At 32.4% G+C, this 19697-nt stretch carries 19 protein-coding genes; 7 read left to right on the forward strand and 12 right to left on the reverse strand.

Going from position 1 to position 19697, the window contains the following annotated elements; all coding sequences use genetic code 11:
* Positions 1–4 precede the first annotated feature (4 nt).
* The 5 genes from V1T75_RS03015 to V1T75_RS03035 all read right to left on the reverse strand — a co-directional run bounded on the left by V1T75_RS03015 (position 5) and on the right by V1T75_RS03035 (position 4971).
* Entirely contained in the window at positions 5–409 is a 405-nt protein-coding gene (locus V1T75_RS03015; RefSeq protein WP_330487089.1) for a hypothetical protein, read from the reverse strand.
* Positions 410–507: 98 nt separating this feature from the next.
* Positions 508–1287 (reverse strand): (Fe-S)-binding protein, encoded by a 780-nt coding sequence (locus V1T75_RS03020; RefSeq protein WP_099216248.1) that lies wholly within the window; start codon positions 1285–1287, stop codon positions 508–510.
* 97 nt (positions 1288–1384) lie between these two features.
* On the reverse strand, positions 1385–2704 hold the full coding sequence (locus tag V1T75_RS03025) for a 4Fe-4S dicluster domain-containing protein (protein ID WP_330487090.1): 1320 nt from the start codon (positions 2702–2704) through the stop codon (positions 1385–1387).
* A 45-nt stretch (positions 2705–2749) separates the two neighbouring features.
* Positions 2750–3715 carry an MlaD family protein gene (locus V1T75_RS03030; protein WP_330487091.1) on the reverse strand — a complete coding sequence of 322 codons (966 nt, stop codon included), beginning with the start codon at positions 3713–3715 and terminating at the stop codon, positions 2750–2752.
* 65 nt (positions 3716–3780) lie between these two features.
* Complete coding sequence (locus tag V1T75_RS03035) at positions 3781–4971, reverse strand: N-acetylmuramoyl-L-alanine amidase family protein (RefSeq protein ID WP_330487092.1); 1191 nt, start codon at positions 4969–4971, stop codon at positions 3781–3783.
* A gap of 94 nt (positions 4972–5065) precedes the next feature.
* Between V1T75_RS03035 and V1T75_RS03040 the strand changes: the two genes are divergently transcribed.
* The 3 genes from V1T75_RS03040 to V1T75_RS03050 all read left to right on the forward strand — a co-directional run bounded on the left by V1T75_RS03040 (position 5066) and on the right by V1T75_RS03050 (position 8833).
* Positions 5066–7768 carry a putative LPS assembly protein LptD gene (locus tag V1T75_RS03040; protein WP_330487093.1) on the forward strand — a complete coding sequence of 901 codons (2703 nt, stop codon included), beginning with the start codon at positions 5066–5068 and terminating at the stop codon, positions 7766–7768.
* A 109-nt stretch (positions 7769–7877) separates the two neighbouring features.
* Positions 7878–8258: a RidA family protein gene (locus tag V1T75_RS03045; protein ID WP_330487094.1), complete on the forward strand. Its 381-nt coding sequence runs from the start codon at positions 7878–7880 to the stop codon at positions 8256–8258.
* Between the two features lie 89 nt (positions 8259–8347).
* Positions 8348–8833 (forward strand): hypothetical protein, encoded by a 486-nt coding sequence (locus V1T75_RS03050; protein WP_330487095.1) that lies wholly within the window; start codon positions 8348–8350, stop codon positions 8831–8833.
* 107 nt (positions 8834–8940) lie between these two features.
* Here V1T75_RS03050 and V1T75_RS03055 read toward each other — a convergent pair whose 3' ends face one another.
* From V1T75_RS03055 to V1T75_RS03070, 4 genes are all read right to left on the reverse strand, one after another.
* Positions 8941–9303 (reverse strand): methylglyoxal synthase, encoded by a 363-nt coding sequence (locus V1T75_RS03055; RefSeq protein WP_330487096.1) that lies wholly within the window; start codon positions 9301–9303, stop codon positions 8941–8943.
* A gap of 218 nt (positions 9304–9521) precedes the next feature.
* Positions 9522–10514 carry a type I glyceraldehyde-3-phosphate dehydrogenase gene (gene gap / locus V1T75_RS03060; protein WP_330487097.1) on the reverse strand — a complete coding sequence of 331 codons (993 nt, stop codon included), beginning with the start codon at positions 10512–10514 and terminating at the stop codon, positions 9522–9524.
* Between the two features lie 23 nt (positions 10515–10537).
* Positions 10538–11521: a 6-phosphofructokinase gene (pfkA, locus tag V1T75_RS03065; protein ID WP_330487098.1), complete on the reverse strand. Its 984-nt coding sequence runs from the start codon at positions 11519–11521 to the stop codon at positions 10538–10540.
* 351 nt (positions 11522–11872) lie between these two features.
* The gene (locus V1T75_RS03070; protein ID WP_330487099.1) at positions 11873–13243 is read right to left on the reverse strand and encodes a tetratricopeptide repeat protein; all 1371 of its coding nucleotides are present in this window, start codon (positions 13241–13243) and stop codon (positions 11873–11875) included.
* 194 nt (positions 13244–13437) lie between these two features.
* Here V1T75_RS03070 and V1T75_RS03075 point away from each other — a divergent pair, with 194 nt between their 5' ends.
* Both V1T75_RS03075 and V1T75_RS03080 read left to right on the forward strand, forming a co-directional pair.
* Positions 13438–13779, forward strand: a complete 342-nt coding sequence (locus V1T75_RS03075) for a DUF2853 family protein (RefSeq protein WP_330487100.1) — start codon at positions 13438–13440, stop codon at positions 13777–13779.
* A gap of 90 nt (positions 13780–13869) precedes the next feature.
* On the forward strand, positions 13870–15294 hold the full coding sequence (locus V1T75_RS03080) for an L-serine ammonia-lyase (RefSeq protein ID WP_330487101.1): 1425 nt from the start codon (positions 13870–13872) through the stop codon (positions 15292–15294).
* Between the two features lie 3 nt (positions 15295–15297).
* Here the strand turns inward: V1T75_RS03080 and V1T75_RS03085 are convergent, their stop codons facing one another.
* The 3 genes from V1T75_RS03085 to V1T75_RS03095 all read right to left on the reverse strand — a co-directional run bounded on the left by V1T75_RS03085 (position 15298) and on the right by V1T75_RS03095 (position 17567).
* The gene (locus V1T75_RS03085; protein ID WP_330487102.1) at positions 15298–15936 is read right to left on the reverse strand and encodes a SanA/YdcF family protein; all 639 of its coding nucleotides are present in this window, start codon (positions 15934–15936) and stop codon (positions 15298–15300) included.
* Positions 15937–16695, reverse strand: a complete 759-nt coding sequence (gene yaaA, locus V1T75_RS03090) for a peroxide stress protein YaaA (RefSeq protein ID WP_330487103.1) — start codon at positions 16693–16695, stop codon at positions 15937–15939.
* A 95-nt stretch (positions 16696–16790) separates the two neighbouring features.
* The gene (locus tag V1T75_RS03095) at positions 16791–17567 is read right to left on the reverse strand and encodes an MBL fold metallo-hydrolase (RefSeq protein WP_330487104.1); all 777 of its coding nucleotides are present in this window, start codon (positions 17565–17567) and stop codon (positions 16791–16793) included.
* 81 nt (positions 17568–17648) lie between these two features.
* Here V1T75_RS03095 and V1T75_RS03100 point away from each other — a divergent pair, with 81 nt between their 5' ends.
* Both V1T75_RS03100 and V1T75_RS03105 read left to right on the forward strand, forming a co-directional pair.
* Positions 17649–19088 (forward strand): TonB-dependent receptor, encoded by a 1440-nt coding sequence (locus tag V1T75_RS03100; RefSeq protein ID WP_330487105.1) that lies wholly within the window; start codon positions 17649–17651, stop codon positions 19086–19088.
* A 55-nt stretch (positions 19089–19143) separates the two neighbouring features.
* Positions 19144–19689, forward strand: coding sequence for an RNA polymerase sigma factor (locus V1T75_RS03105; protein WP_330487106.1), 546 nt, complete (start codon positions 19144–19146; stop codon positions 19687–19689).
* Positions 19690–19697: the final 8 nt, after the last annotated feature.

Here is a 19697-nt window from a genome sequence, read left to right on the forward strand (position 1 = left end):
TTGTTTATTTATTTACTACTGCATCAAAACCTACTTTTGTTCCTGGTTTATCTATAAAATATTCTCTTTTATCTACTAAAACATTATCTCTAAAGATTTCCATTGTTAGTGTATAGACACTAAAATTGTCTGTGGCTTTATCTTCGTATTCAAAAGCTAAGTTAGCAGCAAAATTAATTTCATCTGTGTATGATTTCTTATAAGGAAAAACATTAGTTGTTGTAGTATTATCGTACTTAAAAAAACCTGATTCTAAAAAAACAGTTTTAATTCTTCCATTGTTGTCATTACTTGTACTCGTAATATTAAATGTTATTGTTGCCAAGTTTCCATTTCCATCAAGAGAAAAATCGGTATCATCACAGGATGTTAAAAGCACTAAGCATAAAAAGGTAAAAAGGTATCTCATTCTTTTTTGTTTTTGAATTATTTTTCAACAAACTTACTACAAAGAAAAAAGTGTGCTACTCTCGTAACACACTTTTAAGAAAACTTTATATCTCTTTACTATAGGTTATTTGCTTCCGCAATTAACTCTGCAATGTCTTTTACTTGTATTTGCGATTCTTTTTCTTTGAATTTTACACCATCGGTCATCATGGTATTACAGTAAGGACATCCAGTAGCAATAATTTGCGGATTTGTTTCTAACGCATCTTCTGTTCTTAACACATTTATATCCTTATCTCCTTTTTCTGGTTCTTTAAACATTTGTGCTCCTCCTGCTCCACAACATAATGCTGTTGACTTATGACGTTTCATCTCAGTCATCTTTACTCCTAAACGACGAATTAATTCACGTGGACTTTCATATACATCATTTGCACGTCCTAAGTAACATGGGTCGTGATACGTTAAACGCTTACCGTTTAAATTTTCGTCTTCAATAGTTAAACGCCCTTCTTTAATTAACTTACTAATATACTGAGTGTGGTGATACACTTTATATTTCCCTCCTAATCCAGGATATTCATTTTTTAAGGTATTAAATGAATGTGGATCGCAAGTTACAATCGTTTTTACTTCGTAGGCATTTAATACTTCTATATTAGTAACTGCTTGCATTTGAAATAAAAACTCGTTTCCGGCACGCTTTGCTGCGTCTCCTGTTGAACTTTCTTCGGTACCTAATACTGCAAAATCAACCCCAGCTTGTTGTAATATTTTTACGAAAGCTCTTGTTATTTTTTTTGCTCTATCATCATAACTTCCTGCAGCTCCTACCCAAAACAACACTTCTGGTTGTTTTCCTTGAGCCATCATATCTGCCATTGTTGGTACGTTCATAATTCTTTATCGTTTAATTGTTGAACTGTTTTTTTTGTTTACAACCTCAAACAGAGGTTACTTTTTAATTTTTACGGAATAAAATAGTTAAAAACTACTACTCTTCGTCTTTCCAGTTTAATCTATCCATTTGACTATACTGCCAAGGTGCTCCGTTATTTTCAATATTGGTCATCATCATATTTAACTCTTGTGGAGCTGCTGATTCTTCCATTACTAAATAACGACGCATCTCCATAATAATAGATAAAGGATCGATACCAATAGGACATTCTTGTACACAGGCATTACAACTTGTACACGCCCATAGTTCTTCTGGAGTGATGTAATCGTTTAATAATTGCTTACCGTCATCTTTAAACTCTCCTCCATTTTCATCAATATTCTTTCCTACTTCTTCTAAACGGTCACGTGTTTTCATCATAATAGCACGTGGTGATAATTCTTTACCAGTTAGGTTGGCAGGACAAGATGATGTACAACGTCCACACTCAGTACAAGTGTAAGCATTCATTAACTGTACCCAGTTTAAATCAGTTACATCTGAAGCTCCAAATTTTTCTGGTTCTCCTTCATCCTCTCCTTCTTCTGGCATAGCATATGGGTCAGCATCTGGATCCATCATCATTTTTACTTCCTTCGTTACCGCTTCTAAATTATTAAACTGTCCTTTAGGGTTTAAGTTTGCAAAAAACGTGTTAGGGAAAGCTAATAAAATATGTAAGTGCTTAGAATAGTATAAATAGTTTAAGAAAATTAAAATTCCTACAATATGCAACCACCAAGCTGTTTTTTCAATGGTATGTAATGATTCATTAGAAAAACCATCAAACCAAGGTGCAATAAATTGAGAAACTACATTTCCTACTCCTGCTTCTTGAAAATGTACATCTGTCGCATTCATTACCAAGAACAAAGTCATTAATACCATTTCAAAATATAAAATAATATTACCATCATTCTTTGGCCAACCTTCCATTTCTTTGTTCCAAAAACGTTTTACTTTCTCTATATTTCTACGGAACCAAAAAATTGTTACAGCTACAAAAACTAGTAATGCTAACACTTCAAAATTTCCTATCAAGAACCCGTATAAAGCATCTCCAATAATTGGTTGAAAAACACGATGTGTACCAAATAATCCATCAATAACGATTTCTAACATTTCGATATTGATTAAAATGAACCCAACATATACAACTATATGTAAGATACCTGAAACTGGACGTCGTACCATTTTATATTGCCCTAAAGCGATTTTTGCCATGTTTTTCCATCGTTCAGGCTTTCTATCCGTTCTATCAATATCCTTCCCTAATTTGATGTTTCGTATTAACTTACGAACATTCATTACAAAATACCCGATACCTGCAATTAAAATAAGTGCAAAAAAAATGTTTGGTACGTATTTCTCCATCGTTCTTTAATTATTAAGTTTTGTTAGATTTATAAAAATGTAAGCTTATTTATTACTTACATTTTTGGTATTATTCTCTTCGTTATACGGCTTTGCTTTTTTCCCAAATAATGAGAAGTGTACAAAACGTTTTGGGTTTAGCTTCATTTCTCTTAACAATTCTTCTAATTCTTTAGAAGCATTGGTAAGATTAGTATACATTTTTTCATCAGTCATTAACTTTCCTAAAGTTCCTTTTCCTGATTTCATATTAGCTAACAACCCATTTACATTTGCTAAAGTTGCTTCTAATTTTTTAACGGATTCTCCTAAGTTAGCCTTTGCTAAATCATCTGATACTTTAGAAAAATTGTCTGTTATCTTTTTGGCATTAGCCAAGGTAGCATTTAAGTTTCCTTTATTATCTGCTAATAATGAATTTACAGAAGATAATGTTTTACGAACATCAGAAATAGTTACTTCCAAACCTAAAATACTTCTGTTTAAACTCTGACGCGATTTTTCGTCTAATACTTGATTGAATCCAATTAATAAAGAATCGGCTCCTACCAACACATTTTCTAGTTTTGCTTGAATTGGGTTTAATTTTTCACCTACTGATGAAAATATATCTGACTCAACCTCTCCTTTTAAATAATCTCCTGACTTGGCTACTTCTCCATCATATTTAGGAATAATTGCTAAATTTTGACCTCCCATTAAGCTAGCTGAATAAATCTTAGCAATACTGTTTTTTGAGAAGTTAAAGTCGGTATCTAATGAAATTTTAACAATTAAATTCCCCTTTTTATCTGGGTTCTCATTGAATCTAATTTCATCCACCTTCCCTACTTTTAAGCCATTAATGGTGACTGAGCTCGCTTCATTCAAACCATTAATATTATTGTACTCTACAAAAAAGTGTCTTGCATTAGCACTGAACAAATCTTGTCCTTTTAAGAAGTTATAACCCCAAATAAATAGTGCAATAACAACGACAGCAACAATTCCTGTTTTTAGTTCTTTAGACATAGAATATATTTATACGAGCGAAAATAATAATAATTTTGGGAGTATAAATATAGAATACCTCTAAATTAACGGTTTTTCAGTGCTTCTTTTATCGAAATTCGTTTTCCATTTTTAAAAGCGACTACCCAAGCATCTTTATACCCTTTCCTTCTTACCTCTGGTAACACCTTCTTTATTCCAGATAAACTTGGTGAATTTCCGTAGTAATATTTGTAGTAATCATCTATAAATAAAGACTCAACATTTTCTAACCCTTTAAAACTACTTGTAGAAAGTTTTTTTCTAGAGGCGGCTATTTGTATTCTAAATACAACGTCTGTTGATACAGGTTTGGATTCTGTAGTTTTTTTCTTTGGGGGCGTTTCTTTTTTAACAACTTGCTTAGGCGTTTCTTTTTTTATAACAGGTTTAGAAATCTCTTTTTCTACTAACGGTGCATTCACTGTTAGTGTTTCACTAATTGTATTTAACTTTAATCGCTCAAAATATTTTCTTATTGCTTGAGCGATTGACTTCGCCATTTTTATTTGACCACTTCTAGAGTTTAGAAATTTTCCCTCATTCTTATTCGTTAAAAAACCCAACTCTATTAAAACACTGGGCATAACCGTTTCTCTTAACACTAAAAAGTTTGCTTGTTTTACCTTTCTATTATTTCTTTTTATGGCTACAAAATTATTTTGAACCAAGCCTGCGATTCCTAAACTATTTTCAAGGTTTTCTTCTTGTAGTACTGATAGTCCTATTACTGATTCTGGTGAATTCGGATCGTAATCGTAGTTCTGCTTATAATTATCCTCTAATAAAATTACCGAGTTCTCTTTTTTAGCTATTTCTAAGTTTTCTTTATTTCCACTTAATCCTAACACAAAAGTACTCGCTCCATGCGGATCTGACCTTCTAAAGGCATCACAGTGGATGGATACAAATAAATCTGCTTTCTTATCATTGGCTATTTTAGCACGATTATGCAGCTCTACAAAAACATCTTTTTTACGAGTGTAAACTACTTCAATATCTTTAGAGGTTAACAACTCCTTACCTACATCTAGCGCAACTCTTAAAGCTATGTTTTTTTCTCTAAAACCATTCCCTAAGTTCCCTGGGTCTTTTCCTCCATGGCCTGCATCAAGAACAACTGTGTATTTTTTTTGCGCTGAAACCGATAATATTCCCCCATACAAAATAGTTATAGAGGTTAGAATGATTAAGCTTAATTTTGAGATATTATATTTACGGAAATTTAAGAATTGCATCAATAAAATTTAACTATTTTTGGTTTTTAAAATATAGGCATTCAAATAACACGCCAAAGTTTTTAAATATAACACAAAAATAGTATTAATAATATTGCGAGCAAATCCAACTTACATACTTTTAGCTTTCTATCTTTTTTGTTTTCAATTAAGTACTGCGCAAGAATTTGGCAAGAAAGGTATTACTCCTCAAAAACCTAGTAAAGACTCTATATTCACTAGTCCTAAAGACACCTTAATAGGTTTAAAAAACAATGCTCTTGTTCATAGAAAAAGAGATACCATTGCTAACGATTCTATTAAACCGAAAGAAGTAATTGATGGTATAATTACGCACGATGCTGAAGATTACACCATACAAAATGCCAAAGACAAAACAATTACCTTATACAATAAAGCCCAAGTAACCTATACTGATATTGATTTAAAAGCAGGGATAATTATTCTAGATTACAAAAACAATATGGTATATGCTAAAGGTATAAAAGATAGCACTGGGTATCATCAAAGACCTCAGTTTAAACAAGGTGGACAAGAATCTGAACAAGACTCTATTCTGTTTAATTTTAAAACTAAGAAGGCACTGGTTTACGGTGTTAAAACAGATCAAGCTGGAATTATTACCTACGGAGAAAAAACAAAACGTGTAAACGACTCAACTATATACATGCGGAGGTTGCGTTTTACCACTTCAAAAAAGAAAATTCCAGATTATTATATTCAAACAAACAAAGCTAAGCTAGTTCCTGGTAAAAAAATTATTGTTGGTGGTAGCAATTTAGTATTGGCAGATGTTCCTACACCTGTTTATTTACCTTTTGCTTATTTTCCTTTAACGGATAAGAGAACCTCAGGTTTTATCATTCCTTCTTGGGGGGAAAGTAACAATCAAGGCTTTTTTATGCAAAATGGAGGGTACTACTTTGCTTTAAGTGATTATTTTGATTTAACGGTATTAGGTGATTTATATACCAATGGTAGTTGGGGGTTAAATGCTACTTCTAACTATTATGTTCGTTATAAATTTAGTGGAAACTTTAGTATACGTTTTGAAAATCTTGTTCAAGGGATACGTGGTTTAAGTGATTATCAAAAATCTTCCAACTTCAATCTCAGATGGAGTCATAGCCAAGATGCTAAATCGAGTCCGAACTCCCGTTTTTCCGCTTCTGTTAACTTAGGAAGTAGTAAGTATTATCGCCAATCTTTAAACGAATTTAATAGTTCTCAATTTTTAAACAACACCTTGAGTTCTTCTATTTCTTACTACAAGAAGTTTGTTGGTACTCCTTTTAATGTGAGTGTAACAGCAACTCACTCACAAAATACCAACACCGAGTCTATTACCATGACACTCCCTTCTTTACAACTTAACATGGATCGTATTTATCCGTTTGAAGGAAAAGGTGGGGTTAAAAAGAATGCCTTTCAGCGAATAGGCCTTAACTATAATATGCAAGGTCAATATCAGATCAATACTACTGATGATGAGTTTTTTACTTCTAAAATGTTTAAAACTGCTAAAAAAGGAGTTCAACACAACTTAAGTAGCAGTACAAGTTTAAAAGCTTTAAAATACTTTACGTTATCACCTAATGTAAACTATAAGGATGTTTGGTACTTTGATCGAATAAAAAAACGATACGACCCAACTGCGGTAAACAAAGATGATAATCTTGGTGCTGCTGTTAATGACACTATTAGTGGTTTTACTCGCTATAATGAATATAATTTAGCGGTTTCTTTGTCTACGACGATCTATGGAATATTCCCTGTCAATAAAGGGCGTTTAAAAGCCATACGCCATACGATTACCCCTGCTATTTCTTATCAATACCGCCCTGATTTTGCAGATGATTACAACTTAACAGTTCGTCAAAGTTCTGATCCAAATGACTTATTAACCTACTCTCCTTTTGAAGGTGGTATTTATTCGGTTCCAGGAAGTGGAATTTCAAATTCTATTGGTATTTCTGTAAAAAATGTTTTAGAAGCAAAAGTAGCTCCGAAAGAACCTGACAGTGACGAAGAAGATAAAAAAGTTATAATTCTTAACAATTTAAACTTTAGTACGAACTACAATTTTGCCGCTGATAGTTTACGTTGGAGTACTGTAAACGTTAGTGCTGGCACACGTTTTTTTAAAGACAAACTAGCTTTAAATATGCGTGCCGATTTAGATCCATATCAAGTAAACAGTAAAGGGGTAAGAATTAATAAATTTAACAGTAGTCTTTTTAGAATGACTAATTTAGGAGTAACAGCAAATTATTCTATTTCTAGTAAGGATTTTGAAAAAAACAAGGATGATAAAGACGACTCCGATAGTAAAAATGGAAATGGTGCGCAAGACACCCCAGATGTTTTTGGAGAAAATATAGGTCCGACTAACGGTTTCCCAAATAATAGAGATAACAAAAAAGGCGAAAGCGAAACTAAAGAAACCGAACTCTATAGAGCTAAAATTCCTTGGACTCTTAATTTAGTCTATAGTATGACCTATACAAACAATGGTTTAAACAGTAGAATTAATAACAATGCATTGATGTTTAGTGGTAATGTAGAATTATCTCCTAAATGGAAAATAGGCTTTTCTTCTGGTTATGATATTAAAGACAACGCTTTTACCTATACCAGACTTAATTTTTCAAGAGATTTAGACAGTTGGCGATTTAATTTTAATTGGACTCCTTTTGGTGTTAACTCGTCTTATAACTTCTTTATTGGGGTAAAATCTTCAGTGCTAAGCGATTTAAAATGGGATAAGAACAAACCCCCGGACAGAGTGTTGTTTTAAGGCTGTTGGCTGTTGGCTGTTGGCTGTTGGCTGTTGGCTGTTGGCTGTTGGCTGTTGGCTGTTGGCTGTTGGCTAAAATGTTTTTTTTAATTTTAAAACTTAAATAGATATGAAAAAAATAATCACTACAAGTAAAGCTCCCGCTCCAATTGGTCCATACAACCAAGCAGTACTTAGTGGAAATACTTTGTATACTTCTGGACAAATAGCTATCAACCCTGAAACTGGAGAGTTAGTTTTAGACTCTATCGAAGCAGAAACTCAACAGGTAATGCAAAACATGAAAGAAGTATTAGCTGCGGCTGGTATGACTTTTGAAAACGTTATTAAAACTTCTATTTTTATTTCAGACATGCATAACTTTTCAAAAATTAATGCTGTTTATGGTGAGTATTTTGATGACACCACTGCTCCTGCTCGTGAAACAGTAGAGGTTGCTAACTTACCTAAGTTTGTCAATGTTGAAATTAGCATGATAGCTATTAAATAGCTTAAAAAAACTAACCACTTCGTTGGCGGTATCAGTATTAAAACAACAAGTATTTTAACTTGTATAACACATTTGACTAAAATAATAAGATGAAGAAAAACAAATGGAATATTCTTACTTTTTTAATGTTATTACCAGTTTTTGCAATTGGGCAAATTCCAAAAGGTCATTTTTTAGACGCAGACGATTCTGCTGAAAAAGGGTATAAAGTCAAGCCATATAAACAGAAAAAAGAAGGTATTTATCATTATGCAATTCTAACTGAATTGCCATTCGAAAATGATTGTAAAAAAGACTTATCTGAAAAAGAACGAATTGACTGTTCTGAAAACAGACTAAACGAATTGATAAATGAAAAACTGAGTTTTGAAATTGAATTTAAAGGGAGCGTTTATGTCTATTTAACTGTAACTGAAAATGCAGAAATTCAAAACATCAAAGTAAAGTCCTATCCACAGACAAATGAAATAGACAACTTATTTAGGGAAGCAATTGAAAAAATTGAGGTTATCCCTGGAAAATACAAAAAAAAAGTTGTCAAATCGAGACTTTGGACCAGTTTCGAATACGAATAAAACGTGTAACCAATTCGGTAATTAACGGGTACACGAACACTATAGCCAAACATTTTTATCAATCAAAAAAGAGAAACAATTATGTTTCTCTTTTTTATTTATAATTTTTATATTGCTTTTATCAACAATTCTGCTGTAGATGGATTTGTAGCTAACGGCACATCGTGTACATCACACAAACGCATTAGCATAGATATATCTGGTTCATGTGGATGCTTTGCTAACGGATCTCTAAAAAACAAAACCATTTGACATTTTCCTTCTGCTACCCTGCCTGCAATTTGCGCATCGCCTCCAATAGGTCCTGATAAAAATTTTATTACTTCAAAACCTGCTTTTTCTGCTTTTTCTCCAGTTGTTCCTGTAGCTATTAATTGAACACTTTTTTGACGTAAGACTTCTTTGTGTTCATTTAAAAACTGAACCATTTCAGCTTTCATTCCATCATGTGCTATAATTGCTATTTCCATAAATAGTGTTAAAAAAATATTACCAGTTGTGCTTTTTGATATAATTCTGTCAATTCGAGTGAATTTCACGATTGCAATGAGTGAAATTTGTATCGAGAAAAAGAATTTTGATTGTTAAATTAGTTCTCGATACGATTTTTCGTACCTCAAAATCACTCGAACTGACAATCTATAATATTGTTGTTTCAAAATGCACTACGGATAAAATATTTATGCTTTTATAAAGAAGCCGAATACTCTAATAAGTCTACAATCTTAGTTGCGTAACCAAACTCGTTATCGTACCAAGATATTACTTTAAAAAAGTTTTCATTTAATTCTAAACAAGCATCGGCATCAATTACTGAAGTTCTCGTTTCTGACACAAAATCTTGTGATACCACCTCATCTTCAGTATATCCTATAATTCCTTTAAATTCACCTTCAGAAGCCTCTTGTAAGCTTGCTAAAATTTCTTTTAACGAAGTCGCTTTTTCTGTTCTAAACGTTAAATCTACTAAAGAAACATCTGCCACAGGAACTCTAACTGCCATTCCTGTTAATTTCCCTTCTAATTCTGGAATAACCTTTGTTACAGCTTTTGCTGCACCTGTTGAAGTAGGAATAATATTATTTACTACTGAACGTCCTCTTCTCCATTTTTTATTCGGTCCATCAACGGTGTTTTGTGTTGATGTGGCTGCATGCACTGTAGTCATCAACCCCTCTTTCAATCCAAAATTATCGTGAATTACTTTAGTTAATGGCCCTAAACAGTTTGTGGTACATGAAGCATTTGAAAAAATAATTTCATCAGCTGTTAAATCTTTATGATTTACTCCCATCACATACATATTAGCATCTTTTGAAGGTGCTGAAATAACTACTTTTTTTGCCCCTCCAGTAATATGCATTGCTGCTTTATCTTTATCGGTAAAAAAACCTGTAGATTCGATTACATATTCTGCCCCTGCTTCATTCCATTTTAAGTTTTCAGGATTTCTTTCAGCAGTAATTCTTATTGTTTGTCCATTTACTACTAAGTTTCCGTCTTTGACTTCAACAACTCCTTCAAATCGTCCATGAACAGAATCATACTTCAATAAATAGGCTAAATAATCTACATCTAACAAATCGTTAATAGCCACAACTTGAATGTTGTCTCTTTTCATTGCAGAACGGAATGCCAATCGACCAATCCTTCCAAATCCGTTAATTCCTATTTTTATCATTATTTAAAATTTTATATTCGTATTTAAGTGGTCATAATATCTGATACTCTTAATAGTTCGGTATCAATATTATGTTGCCCTTTGATTGCTTTTTCTAAATCGGTAGCAGTTACTTTATTATCTTTCAACCCCACCATTAAATTTGTTTTTCCATCAAGTAATAGTTCTACAGCACTTACTCCTAACCTACTTGCTAAAACCCTATCAAAACATGACGGAGAGCCTCCTCTTTGCATGTGCCCTAATACTGAAACTCTCACTTCGTATTCAGGTAAGTTTTTTTCTACGTAATCAGCTAATTCAAATACATTTTTACCGGTTTTATCTCCTTCAGAAACCACTACTATACTAGATGATTTTCCTGATCTTCTACTTTTCTTTAGAGACTCTAACATTCTTTCTAATCCTAAATCTTCTTCTGGTATTAAAATCTCTTCCGCTCCTGCACCAACCCCTGCATTTAATGCTATAAACCCTGCATCACGCCCCATAACCTCGACAAAGAAAAGTCGATTGTGAGAAGACGCTGTATCTCTAATTTTATCAATTGCCTCTACAGCTGTATTTAACGCTGTATCGTAACCAAGTGTATGACTTGTTCCAGAGATATCATTATCTATGGTTCCCGGAATTCCTATGATAGGAAAATTGAACTCTTTATTAAAAATCACTCCTCCAGTAAAAGAGCCATCTCCTCCAATCACCACCAACGCATCTACATTGTTCTTTTTTAGACTTTCATAGGCTTTTTGCCTCCCTTCTTTTGTTCTAAACTCTTTTGAACGAGCCGACTTTAAAATAGTACCTCCTTTGTGAATGATATTATTTACACTTCTAGCGGTTAACGGAATTAAATCTCCTTCAATCAATCCTTGATACCCTCTATATATTCCCATACAATCTGTTCGATAATAAGCACAAGTTCTTACAACAGATCGTATAGCCGCATTCATTCCTGGAGCATCCCCTCCAGAAGTCATCACTGCTATTTTTTTTATTTTTCTCATAAAACGAATATCAAATTTACTCAATTTTAGTCATTTTTAAACAAAAAACAATGATTTCATTTTTACTTTTTAATTGAAATTTAACGTTTCCTTTTGGTCGGTTACTTGCAACCTACATCACTCAACAAAGTACATAATTCTCTTTCTTCTAATTACAGTCGTATTACAAGGTTTTATTCTCCTTGTAATTAATTACTTTCATACTTAAGAGTTAACTTGTGAAGCACTAAAAAATTAGCAGACATAAGTTTGCAAAGAAAAAATAAGAACCACAAATTTTATTTGTGTTCTTAATTAGAAGATTTAGTAATAATTCTCAACAATTAATTTTAATAGCAATTTCGTAAGTAGTTACTGAATGGCTTTGTTGTAACTAGATATGATTTGTTGTATTCTTTTATTTTCAAAGACAGAAGGATACAACTCTTTTACAATTGTATGGTATTCGAAATCGATAGCCAAAGCATTATTTAAATGTGTTACACTATACTCTTCTTTTCCAAGAATCATAAATAACCCACAAAGCCTGTATTCAATTTCTGCAAACTCCTTATATGTTTTTTTCGCTTGAATTAATGTCTTAAGTGCTTCATTAAATTCACCTAAAAACAATAATAAATCTGCTAATGCCACATAGATTTCAATTTCTCTATCGCCTAATGACAAGCACGTTTTAAAAGCTTTAACGGACTCTTCGTAAAAATTAAGCTTCAAGTTGATGTCTCCATAACGTCTCCAGTACAAAACGTTTGCTTCATCTATATGAATCGCTTTATTGATATAATACAGTGCTTTTTGATAATTTTCTTGGTTATAACAAGCGTTTGTTAGCAAAATCCAACCTCTATCTAAAAGAGGATCTTCATGTACGGCTTTTTTATAAAAATGAATTGCGGTTTGAGTATTCTCAAGTTTCTCATAACATTCTCCTATTCTTATGTAGGCGTAAGCGGTTGGATCATCTAGTTCAAGGGTTACCAAATAATTTTCTATAGCTTCTTCATAACGCTTTAACTCTTCTAATGATTTTGCTTTCTCTAAATACCCTCCTATAAAACTATCATCAATTAATACCGCATAGTCAAAAGCTGTTAACGCTTCTTTAAACATTCCTAACTCAAAATACTGTCTTCCTAGTTGATGCCACGCTACTTCGCAATATGGGTTTTTATCTAAGTAAGAGTTTAAAAAATTTATTGCATCTTCATGACTGTCTTCCATATCAAAACAATACACAATATTGTATAACGAAGAATAATCTTCGTAATCTACCTCAATACACTTTGCAAAATTCAAACGTGCATTTTCAAAGTCATCAAGGTATAAGTACTCCATCCCTATCATTGACCAAATATCGGATGGATCTTCTATATACTGTAAAGATTCTTGTAAAATAGCAATTGCCTCTATGTGCTGTTTCTTTTTAGATAAAATAATTGCTTTTTGAATGAATACTTCATCATTATGGGGTTCTACGGCTTCGATGTTAGACAACATCTTAATTGCTTCATGCAATTCATCTTCAAAAATTAAAATTTCTACTTTCATTAACTTCAATTGAATTGAAGACGGATGCTGCTCCAAACCTAACTGCACCGCTTTTTTTGCCAACGACTGCTTACCTATATTTAAATAATGCTCTATAATTGTTTCAAACTCTACAGCATCGAAAAAATATACCTCGTTGGTTTTCAACATGGATTCAAATTTTGATATTGACATAGGCTACAGATTTGAATTTATATAAAGTTACTACAAGAATAATACCCATTTACTCAGGTGTTCATTTCTTTTCAACAATTTAATTAACAATAGCTACCTCTCTTTCTTATTAACACTTAGATATTTGAAAGAGTTAATTATTTTTCTATATTTGAAAGAACAAAAAATTAATATCTAATTTTAAACAAAAAATCATGAGTAAATTTGACGAGAAAGTAGCACTTTATAAAAAATTTATGGACGACAGAGATATTCGTTCTAACACTGAGTTATTAACTGCTGTTACAAAAGGATTAGGGCCTTCTATTTATAAAAATGATGCAGAAACAGTATCTGGTAGCGACCCTAAAGAACTAGAAACAGTTAAGAAGAACTTTTTAATGAAAAAATTAGGTTTAGCTGATGGACCTGAATTAGATAAGGCTATTGGAGAAGTGATGGAGAGAATTGGAAAGTCTGAAAGAAATAAGTATCGTGCAGTTGTATACTACATGTTAGTTAAGAAATTTGATAAGGAGTCTGTTTACGGAATGTAGTTGCTCTCTTTTTAAGAAAATATAAGTCCTGTATTTAAGTTTTAAATACAGGATTTTTTTATTTTAGCCACCAACAAACAACTTATATTTATGTCGCAATTTATCAGCGTTTTTGACATGCTTAAAATTGGGGTGGGACCTTCTAGTTCTCATACCTTAGGCCCTTGGAGAGCGGCTCAACAATGGATACAAAAATTAAAAGAGACCAATGAATTTCTTTTAATTGAAGAAATAAAAGTAGACTTGTATGGTTCACTTTCACTAACTGGTAAAGGGCATGCAACAGACTTAGCTGTTTTATTAGGTTTAAGTGGTGCTGACCCTGAATATATTCCTATTGAAACCATTGATGTTATAATTAGCGATATTCAAACCAAAGAATTTTTATTTTTTAATAACGAAAGAAATATTGTTTTTGCCAATGGTTCTGTAAAATTTAATAAAGAATTTTTACCTTTTCATGCTAATGGCATGACCTTTAGAGGCTATTCAAATGGTGTAGAAATTTCTACAGAAACATACTATTCTATTGGTGGAGGTTTTATTGTACAGGAAGATGACCACCTTGCTGAAGATATTGAAATTAACAAACAAAACTTCCCCTTTCCTATCAACAGAGCTACCGAACTCGAAGCGTATTGTGAAAAGGAAAGTGTAAACATTTCTGATATTGTTTATCAAAATGAACTTGTAATTAATTCTGCTGAAGATATCGACAAAGAATTACATCGCATATGGAGTACTATGTTAGAATGCATGTATATTGGTTGTCATACTCAAGGAATTTTACCTGGTGGATTGAATGTAAAACGTCGTGCATTTGAAACACACCAAAGACTTATAAAAGAAGCAGAATATACCAACCAACAAGAGTGGATTACCGCTATTAGGAGTACGGAAGTAAAATTCCGTGAAATTTTAAAATGGGTAAGCTGCTTAGCTCTGTCTGTTAACGAAGTAAATGCCTCTTTGGGTAGAGTCGTTACTGCTCCCACCAATGGAAGTGCTGGAGTAATTCCTGCCGTAATTATGTATTACCTAGTAATAGAAAACCACAACGCTACTTTTGAGCATGTTAAAAAGTTCTTGCTAGTTGCTGGAGAAATAGGAAGTATTTTTAAGAAAAACGCTACAATTTCTGCGGCTATGGGGGGATGTCAAGCTGAAATTGGGGTATCCTCTGCTATGGCGGCGGCGGCATTAACAGAATTATTAGGCGGAACCCCGTCACAATGTTTAGTTGCTGCTGAAATTGCCATGGAACATCATTTAGGACTTACTTGTGATCCTATTGGAGGGTTGGTACAAGTGCCTTGTATTGAGCGTAATGCTATGGGAGCTATTAAAGCTATTAATGCTGCTGAATTAGCCTTAGAAACCAACCCTAAAGAATCTAAAGTTCCTTTAGATAAAGTAATTGATACAATGTGGGAAACAGCTAAAGATATGAATAGAAATTATAAAGAAACTTCTGAAGGTGGCTTAGCTGTTACAGTTCGTTTAGCGGATTGTTAAGGGTTATTTTATTTCAATAGGTTCTCCTAAAAACTTAGGATTGACATTTAAGAGAATATCTACAAATACTTTTACTCTTGCTAAATATTCTCTTAATTGAACTTTTATAGCTTTTTTTCCAGAAACCCCTCTGGCGTTATATCCAATTGCATCAACACCAAAATGGTTTGCCAAGTACAAGGCTCTTTCGTTATGAAATTGTTGAGATATTATAGTTATAGAGGTTTGACCAAAAACTTCTTTCACCCGTACTACCGAATCTAAGGTTCTAAAACCTGCATAATCTAAAAAAATTGTATCCTCAGGAATTCCTGCTTCAATCAAATCATTTTTAAAATCAGTTGGCTCATCATATCCTTTACTCCCATTATCACCACTTACTAAAATGAAATCAATTTTTTTAGCTTTATACAGCTCTACTATTGCATTCAATCGAAACTGGTAGTACAAATTGACTCTACCATCAGACAAATACTTTGCTGTACCTAATAACAGCCCTACTTTATTTTTGGGGATGTTTTCTGTAGAGTTAAATAGTTTTCCTTCTGCATGATTAATTATTACTTTATTTGAAACATAAATAGAAGCAATAATTAACAAACAGCTTAAAAGAAAAAGAATAGCAACTTTTTTTCGTTTCATTTATCGTGTGAATACTAATTCTGTTTCAGTAGACATTTCTTCAGAAAAACCATATCCATCCACATCAAAACCTTTTAACTCTTCTAAAGTTTCCACATTATTATCTATAATATAACGTACCATCAATCCACGTGCCTTCTTAGCAAATGTCATAATAGTTTTGTACTGTCCGTTTTTTAAATCTTTAAAAACAGGAGTTATCATCGGTACTTGCAATACTTTTTTAGGAAGTGCTTTAAAATACTCGGTACTTGCTAAATTAATTAACAATTCACCTTCTCCTAATTCTTCATTTAACGACTCGGCCAATGTAGTATCCCAAAACTTATATAAGTTTTCTCTTCTTCCTACTTTTAATTTAGTTCCCATTTCTAAACGATAGGGCTGAATTAAATCTAACGGTTTTAACAAACCATATAATCCTGATAAAATTCTTAACTTCTCTTGTAAAACTGAAATTTTATCTTCTGCTATAGAGTTAGCATCTATCCCCCTATATACTTCACCTGTAAAAGCAAAGACAGCTTGTTTTGCATTGTTTAAAGAAAAAGGGGGTTGCCAATCTTGATTTCTATCATAATTTAAACTAGCTAATTCATCAGAGATCTTCATTAATTCACTCAATTTTTTTCTAGATAGTGTTTTTAGCTTTTTATTCAGTTTTTCAGATTGTTCTAGGAATCTAGGTTGTGTATACACATCGGTAGTCGCTTTGCTTTCAAAGTCTAACGATTTTGCTGGCGATATAATAATTTTCATGCTATAAATATTTGAAAGTAAAAATAAGAAGCTATTTTAAAATCATCAATTACTTCAGGTAATTTATATTGATTGTAGTATTGATATTTTTAATACTACACCTGTAGTCCATCATAAGCTAAAAACACATTTTCTGGTAATTCCTTTTCTACCTCTTCATGTAACCCTAAAAGTTCACTTATATGCGTTAAATATGCTTTTTTCGGTTTTATCTCTTCTATAAAGCTTAACGATTCTTCTAAATTAAAATGTGTTTTATGGGGTTCTCTTCGCAAACCTGTAACAATTAAAACATCAAGATTTTTTAGCTTTTCTTTTTCATTTTCTGAAATCGTTTTAATATCGGTTATATATGCGACATTATTAAAGCGATATCCGAGAATAGGTAAGTTACCATGCATTACTTCAATTGGCCTGACCTTTACTCCTGCTAACTCAAAACTTTCGTTATGTGAAATAATGGTTGGAGCCACACTCGGTGCACTTGGATATCTATTTTCGGTAGCAAAAATATAATCGTATCGCTTTTGTAAAACCCCTAGTACTCTTTCTGTTAAATATATAGGTACAGGTCCTATTTGAAAGCAGTACGGACGTATTTCATCTAAGCCTGCAATATGATCTGCGTGCTCATGGGTAAATAAAATCCCGTTGATTGATGCCACTTCTTCACGCATCATTTGCTGACGAAAATCGGGTCCACAATCAATCACATAATTAGCATCCTTCCATGAAACTAGCACCGAAGATCGTAATCTTTTGTCTTTGGGGTTTTTAGACAAAGCTACAGGATGTTTACTTGTAATCATTGGAACTCCAGTAGAAGTTCCTGTTCCTAAAAAAGTTATTTTTACTTGATTTTTTTTCTTCATTTCCACCACAAAAATACAACAAAAATTGTCTGTTCGTTTGTAATTTCAGTACATTTGTACTACGTAACAAAAAACAACAAAATGGCAATTACGTTAAAAGGAGATCAAAAGATAAGTACTGTACCAACTACCAAAATGAAATCGTTAAAGATTAACTTAAACGCTCATATATATGGAACTTTTGCAGAAATTGGGGCTGGTCAAGAAACTGTTCGTAATTTTTTTAGAGCTGGTGGAGCCTCTGGTACAATAGCAAAAGCAATGAGTGCTTATGACAAAGACTTCTCTGATGCCATTTATGGAATTGAAAAAGACAATCGTTATGTTACTGAGCCCCGATTAAAAAAGATGTTGAAGCATGAAATGGACTTAATTGAGGAGCGACTTGACCGCCAAAAACATCCTGATAAATTATTTTTTAGTTATGCTAATACGGTAGCAACAATTAACTTTACCAAGAAATTTAAAGGACATGGTTGGGTTGGTATTCGTTTTCAATTAGATCCATTAGAAGATTACAATGAAATTGTTTTACACCTTCGTTTTAAAGAAACGGATGCGCGTCAACAACAAGAAACATTAGGTGTTTTAGGTGTAAACTTAATTTATGGCGCTTATTACTTAAATGATAATCCGAAAGATTTATTAAAATCTTTTTATGATAATATTGACAAGGATCGCTTAGAAATTGACATGATTAATTTCTCTGGACCTCGTTTTATGTATGTTGACAACCGTTTAATGAGTTTACAGCTTGTTAAAAACGGAATGACAAATGCTGTAATGTTTGGTCCTGACGGTAATAATTTACTACCAGCACAAGTACTTTACAAAAAGAATATTTTGGCTCTTCGTGGAAGTTACAGACCTGTAACAAAGGTTAACATGGATATGTTTGAGCGTGCTAAACAATCATTCTATAACGAGAATAAAGTAGATCCTAAAAAAACAAAAATAATTTTTGAAATTACCTTAAGTAATCTTCGTGCTGAAGGAGAAATTAACGAGCGCGATTTCTTAGACAGAGCTGAACTACTATGTTCTCTTGGTTTAAATGTTATGATTACCAATTATCAAGAGTACTTTAAACTTGTAGAGTACTTTAGCGAGTATACTAAAGAACGAATGGGGCTTGCTATGGGAGTTTACAACTTGATTCAAATTTTTGATGAAAAGTACTACCGTGATTTAAGTGGTGGTATTTTAGAAGCTTTTGGTAAACTTTTTTACAGAGACTTAAAGGTATATATGTATCCTTATAAAAATGAGGAAACTGGCGAGTACATTACTAGTGAAAACCTAAAAGTTCACCCTAGGATGAAAGAGCTTTATAAATTCTTTAAAAATAATGGTCGATTAATTGATATTAAAGACTTTAATCCTGACATTTTACATATATTCTCTAGAAAAGTTTTAAAAATGATTAAAAACGGAGAAGATGGTTGGGAAGAGATGTTGCCAAAAGGAGTATCTGAAACCATCAAAGAAAAACGTTTATTTGGCTGCACAAAAAGAAATTAATTAATCTTTTTAAACCTTTTATTATCTTTAGAGTCTAACAACTAAACAGTTTTAGTTGATTGACGAAATTACACTTATAGATCAATTACAGCAACCTACCACTAAAGAGATTGCTTTTAAAAGTCTTGTATCGCAATATAAAGAGCGATTGTATTGGCATATACGAAAAATAGTGATTTCTCATGAAGATGCTGATGATGTTTTACAAAATACCTTTGTAAAGATTTTTAAAAATATTGATTATTTTAAAAGAGATAGTAAGCTATTTTCTTGGATGTATAGAATTGCTACTAACGAATCTATAACTTTCATCAACAAAAAAGCGAAAGAAAAAAACATCCATATTTCCGACTATCAACTACAACTCACTTCTACCCTTGATAGCGATTATTGGTTTTCTGGTGATGAGATTCAGCTTATTTTACAAAAGGCAATAGCTACATTACCTCAAAAACAACAATTGGTATTTAATATGAAGTACTTTGACGAAATGAAATACGAGGAGATTTCTGAAGTTCTTGAAACATCTGTTGGTGCTTTAAAAGCCTCGTATCACATAGCTGCAAAAAAAATAGAACATTTTATAAAGAACTATAATTAAACCTTTTA

This window comes from Tenacibaculum sp. FZY0031 (assembly GCF_036350695.1).
Taxonomy (GTDB): domain Bacteria; phylum Bacteroidota; class Bacteroidia; order Flavobacteriales; family Flavobacteriaceae; genus Polaribacter.

Bases quoted from the DNA above. Each gene is read 5' to 3' on its own strand.
- V1T75_RS03015 (WP_330487089.1), bottom strand. From the start codon at position 409: ATGAGATACCTTTTTACCTTTTTATGCTTAGTGCTTTTAACATCCTGT.
- V1T75_RS03020 (WP_099216248.1), bottom strand. From the start codon at position 1,287: ATGAACGTACCAACAATGGCAGATATGATGGCTCAAGGAAAACAACCA.
- V1T75_RS03025 (WP_330487090.1), bottom strand. From the start codon at position 2,704: ATGGAGAAATACGTACCAAACATTTTTTTTGCACTTATTTTAATTGCA.
- V1T75_RS03030 (WP_330487091.1), bottom strand. From the start codon at position 3,715: ATGTCTAAAGAACTAAAAACAGGAATTGTTGCTGTCGTTGTTATTGCA.
- V1T75_RS03035 (WP_330487092.1), bottom strand. From the start codon at position 4,971: ATGCAATTCTTAAATTTCCGTAAATATAATATCTCAAAATTAAGCTTA.
- V1T75_RS03045 (WP_330487094.1), top strand. From the start codon at position 7,878: ATGAAAAAAATAATCACTACAAGTAAAGCTCCCGCTCCAATTGGTCCA.
- V1T75_RS03050 (WP_330487095.1), top strand. From the start codon at position 8,348: ATGAAGAAAAACAAATGGAATATTCTTACTTTTTTAATGTTATTACCA.
- V1T75_RS03055 (WP_330487096.1), bottom strand. From the start codon at position 9,303: ATGGAAATAGCAATTATAGCACATGATGGAATGAAAGCTGAAATGGTT.
- gap (WP_330487097.1), bottom strand. From the start codon at position 10,514: ATGATAAAAATAGGAATTAACGGATTTGGAAGGATTGGTCGATTGGCA.
- pfkA (WP_330487098.1), bottom strand. From the start codon at position 11,521: ATGAGAAAAATAAAAAAAATAGCAGTGATGACTTCTGGAGGGGATGCT.
- V1T75_RS03070 (WP_330487099.1), bottom strand. From the start codon at position 13,243: ATGTCAATATCAAAATTTGAATCCATGTTGAAAACCAACGAGGTATAT.
- V1T75_RS03075 (WP_330487100.1), top strand. From the start codon at position 13,438: ATGAGTAAATTTGACGAGAAAGTAGCACTTTATAAAAAATTTATGGAC.
- V1T75_RS03080 (WP_330487101.1), top strand. From the start codon at position 13,870: ATGTCGCAATTTATCAGCGTTTTTGACATGCTTAAAATTGGGGTGGGA.
- V1T75_RS03085 (WP_330487102.1), bottom strand. From the start codon at position 15,936: ATGAAACGAAAAAAAGTTGCTATTCTTTTTCTTTTAAGCTGTTTGTTA.
- yaaA (WP_330487103.1), bottom strand. From the start codon at position 16,695: ATGAAAATTATTATATCGCCAGCAAAATCGTTAGACTTTGAAAGCAAA.
- V1T75_RS03095 (WP_330487104.1), bottom strand. From the start codon at position 17,567: ATGAAGAAAAAAAATCAAGTAAAAATAACTTTTTTAGGAACAGGAACT.
- V1T75_RS03100 (WP_330487105.1), top strand. From the start codon at position 17,649: ATGGCAATTACGTTAAAAGGAGATCAAAAGATAAGTACTGTACCAACT.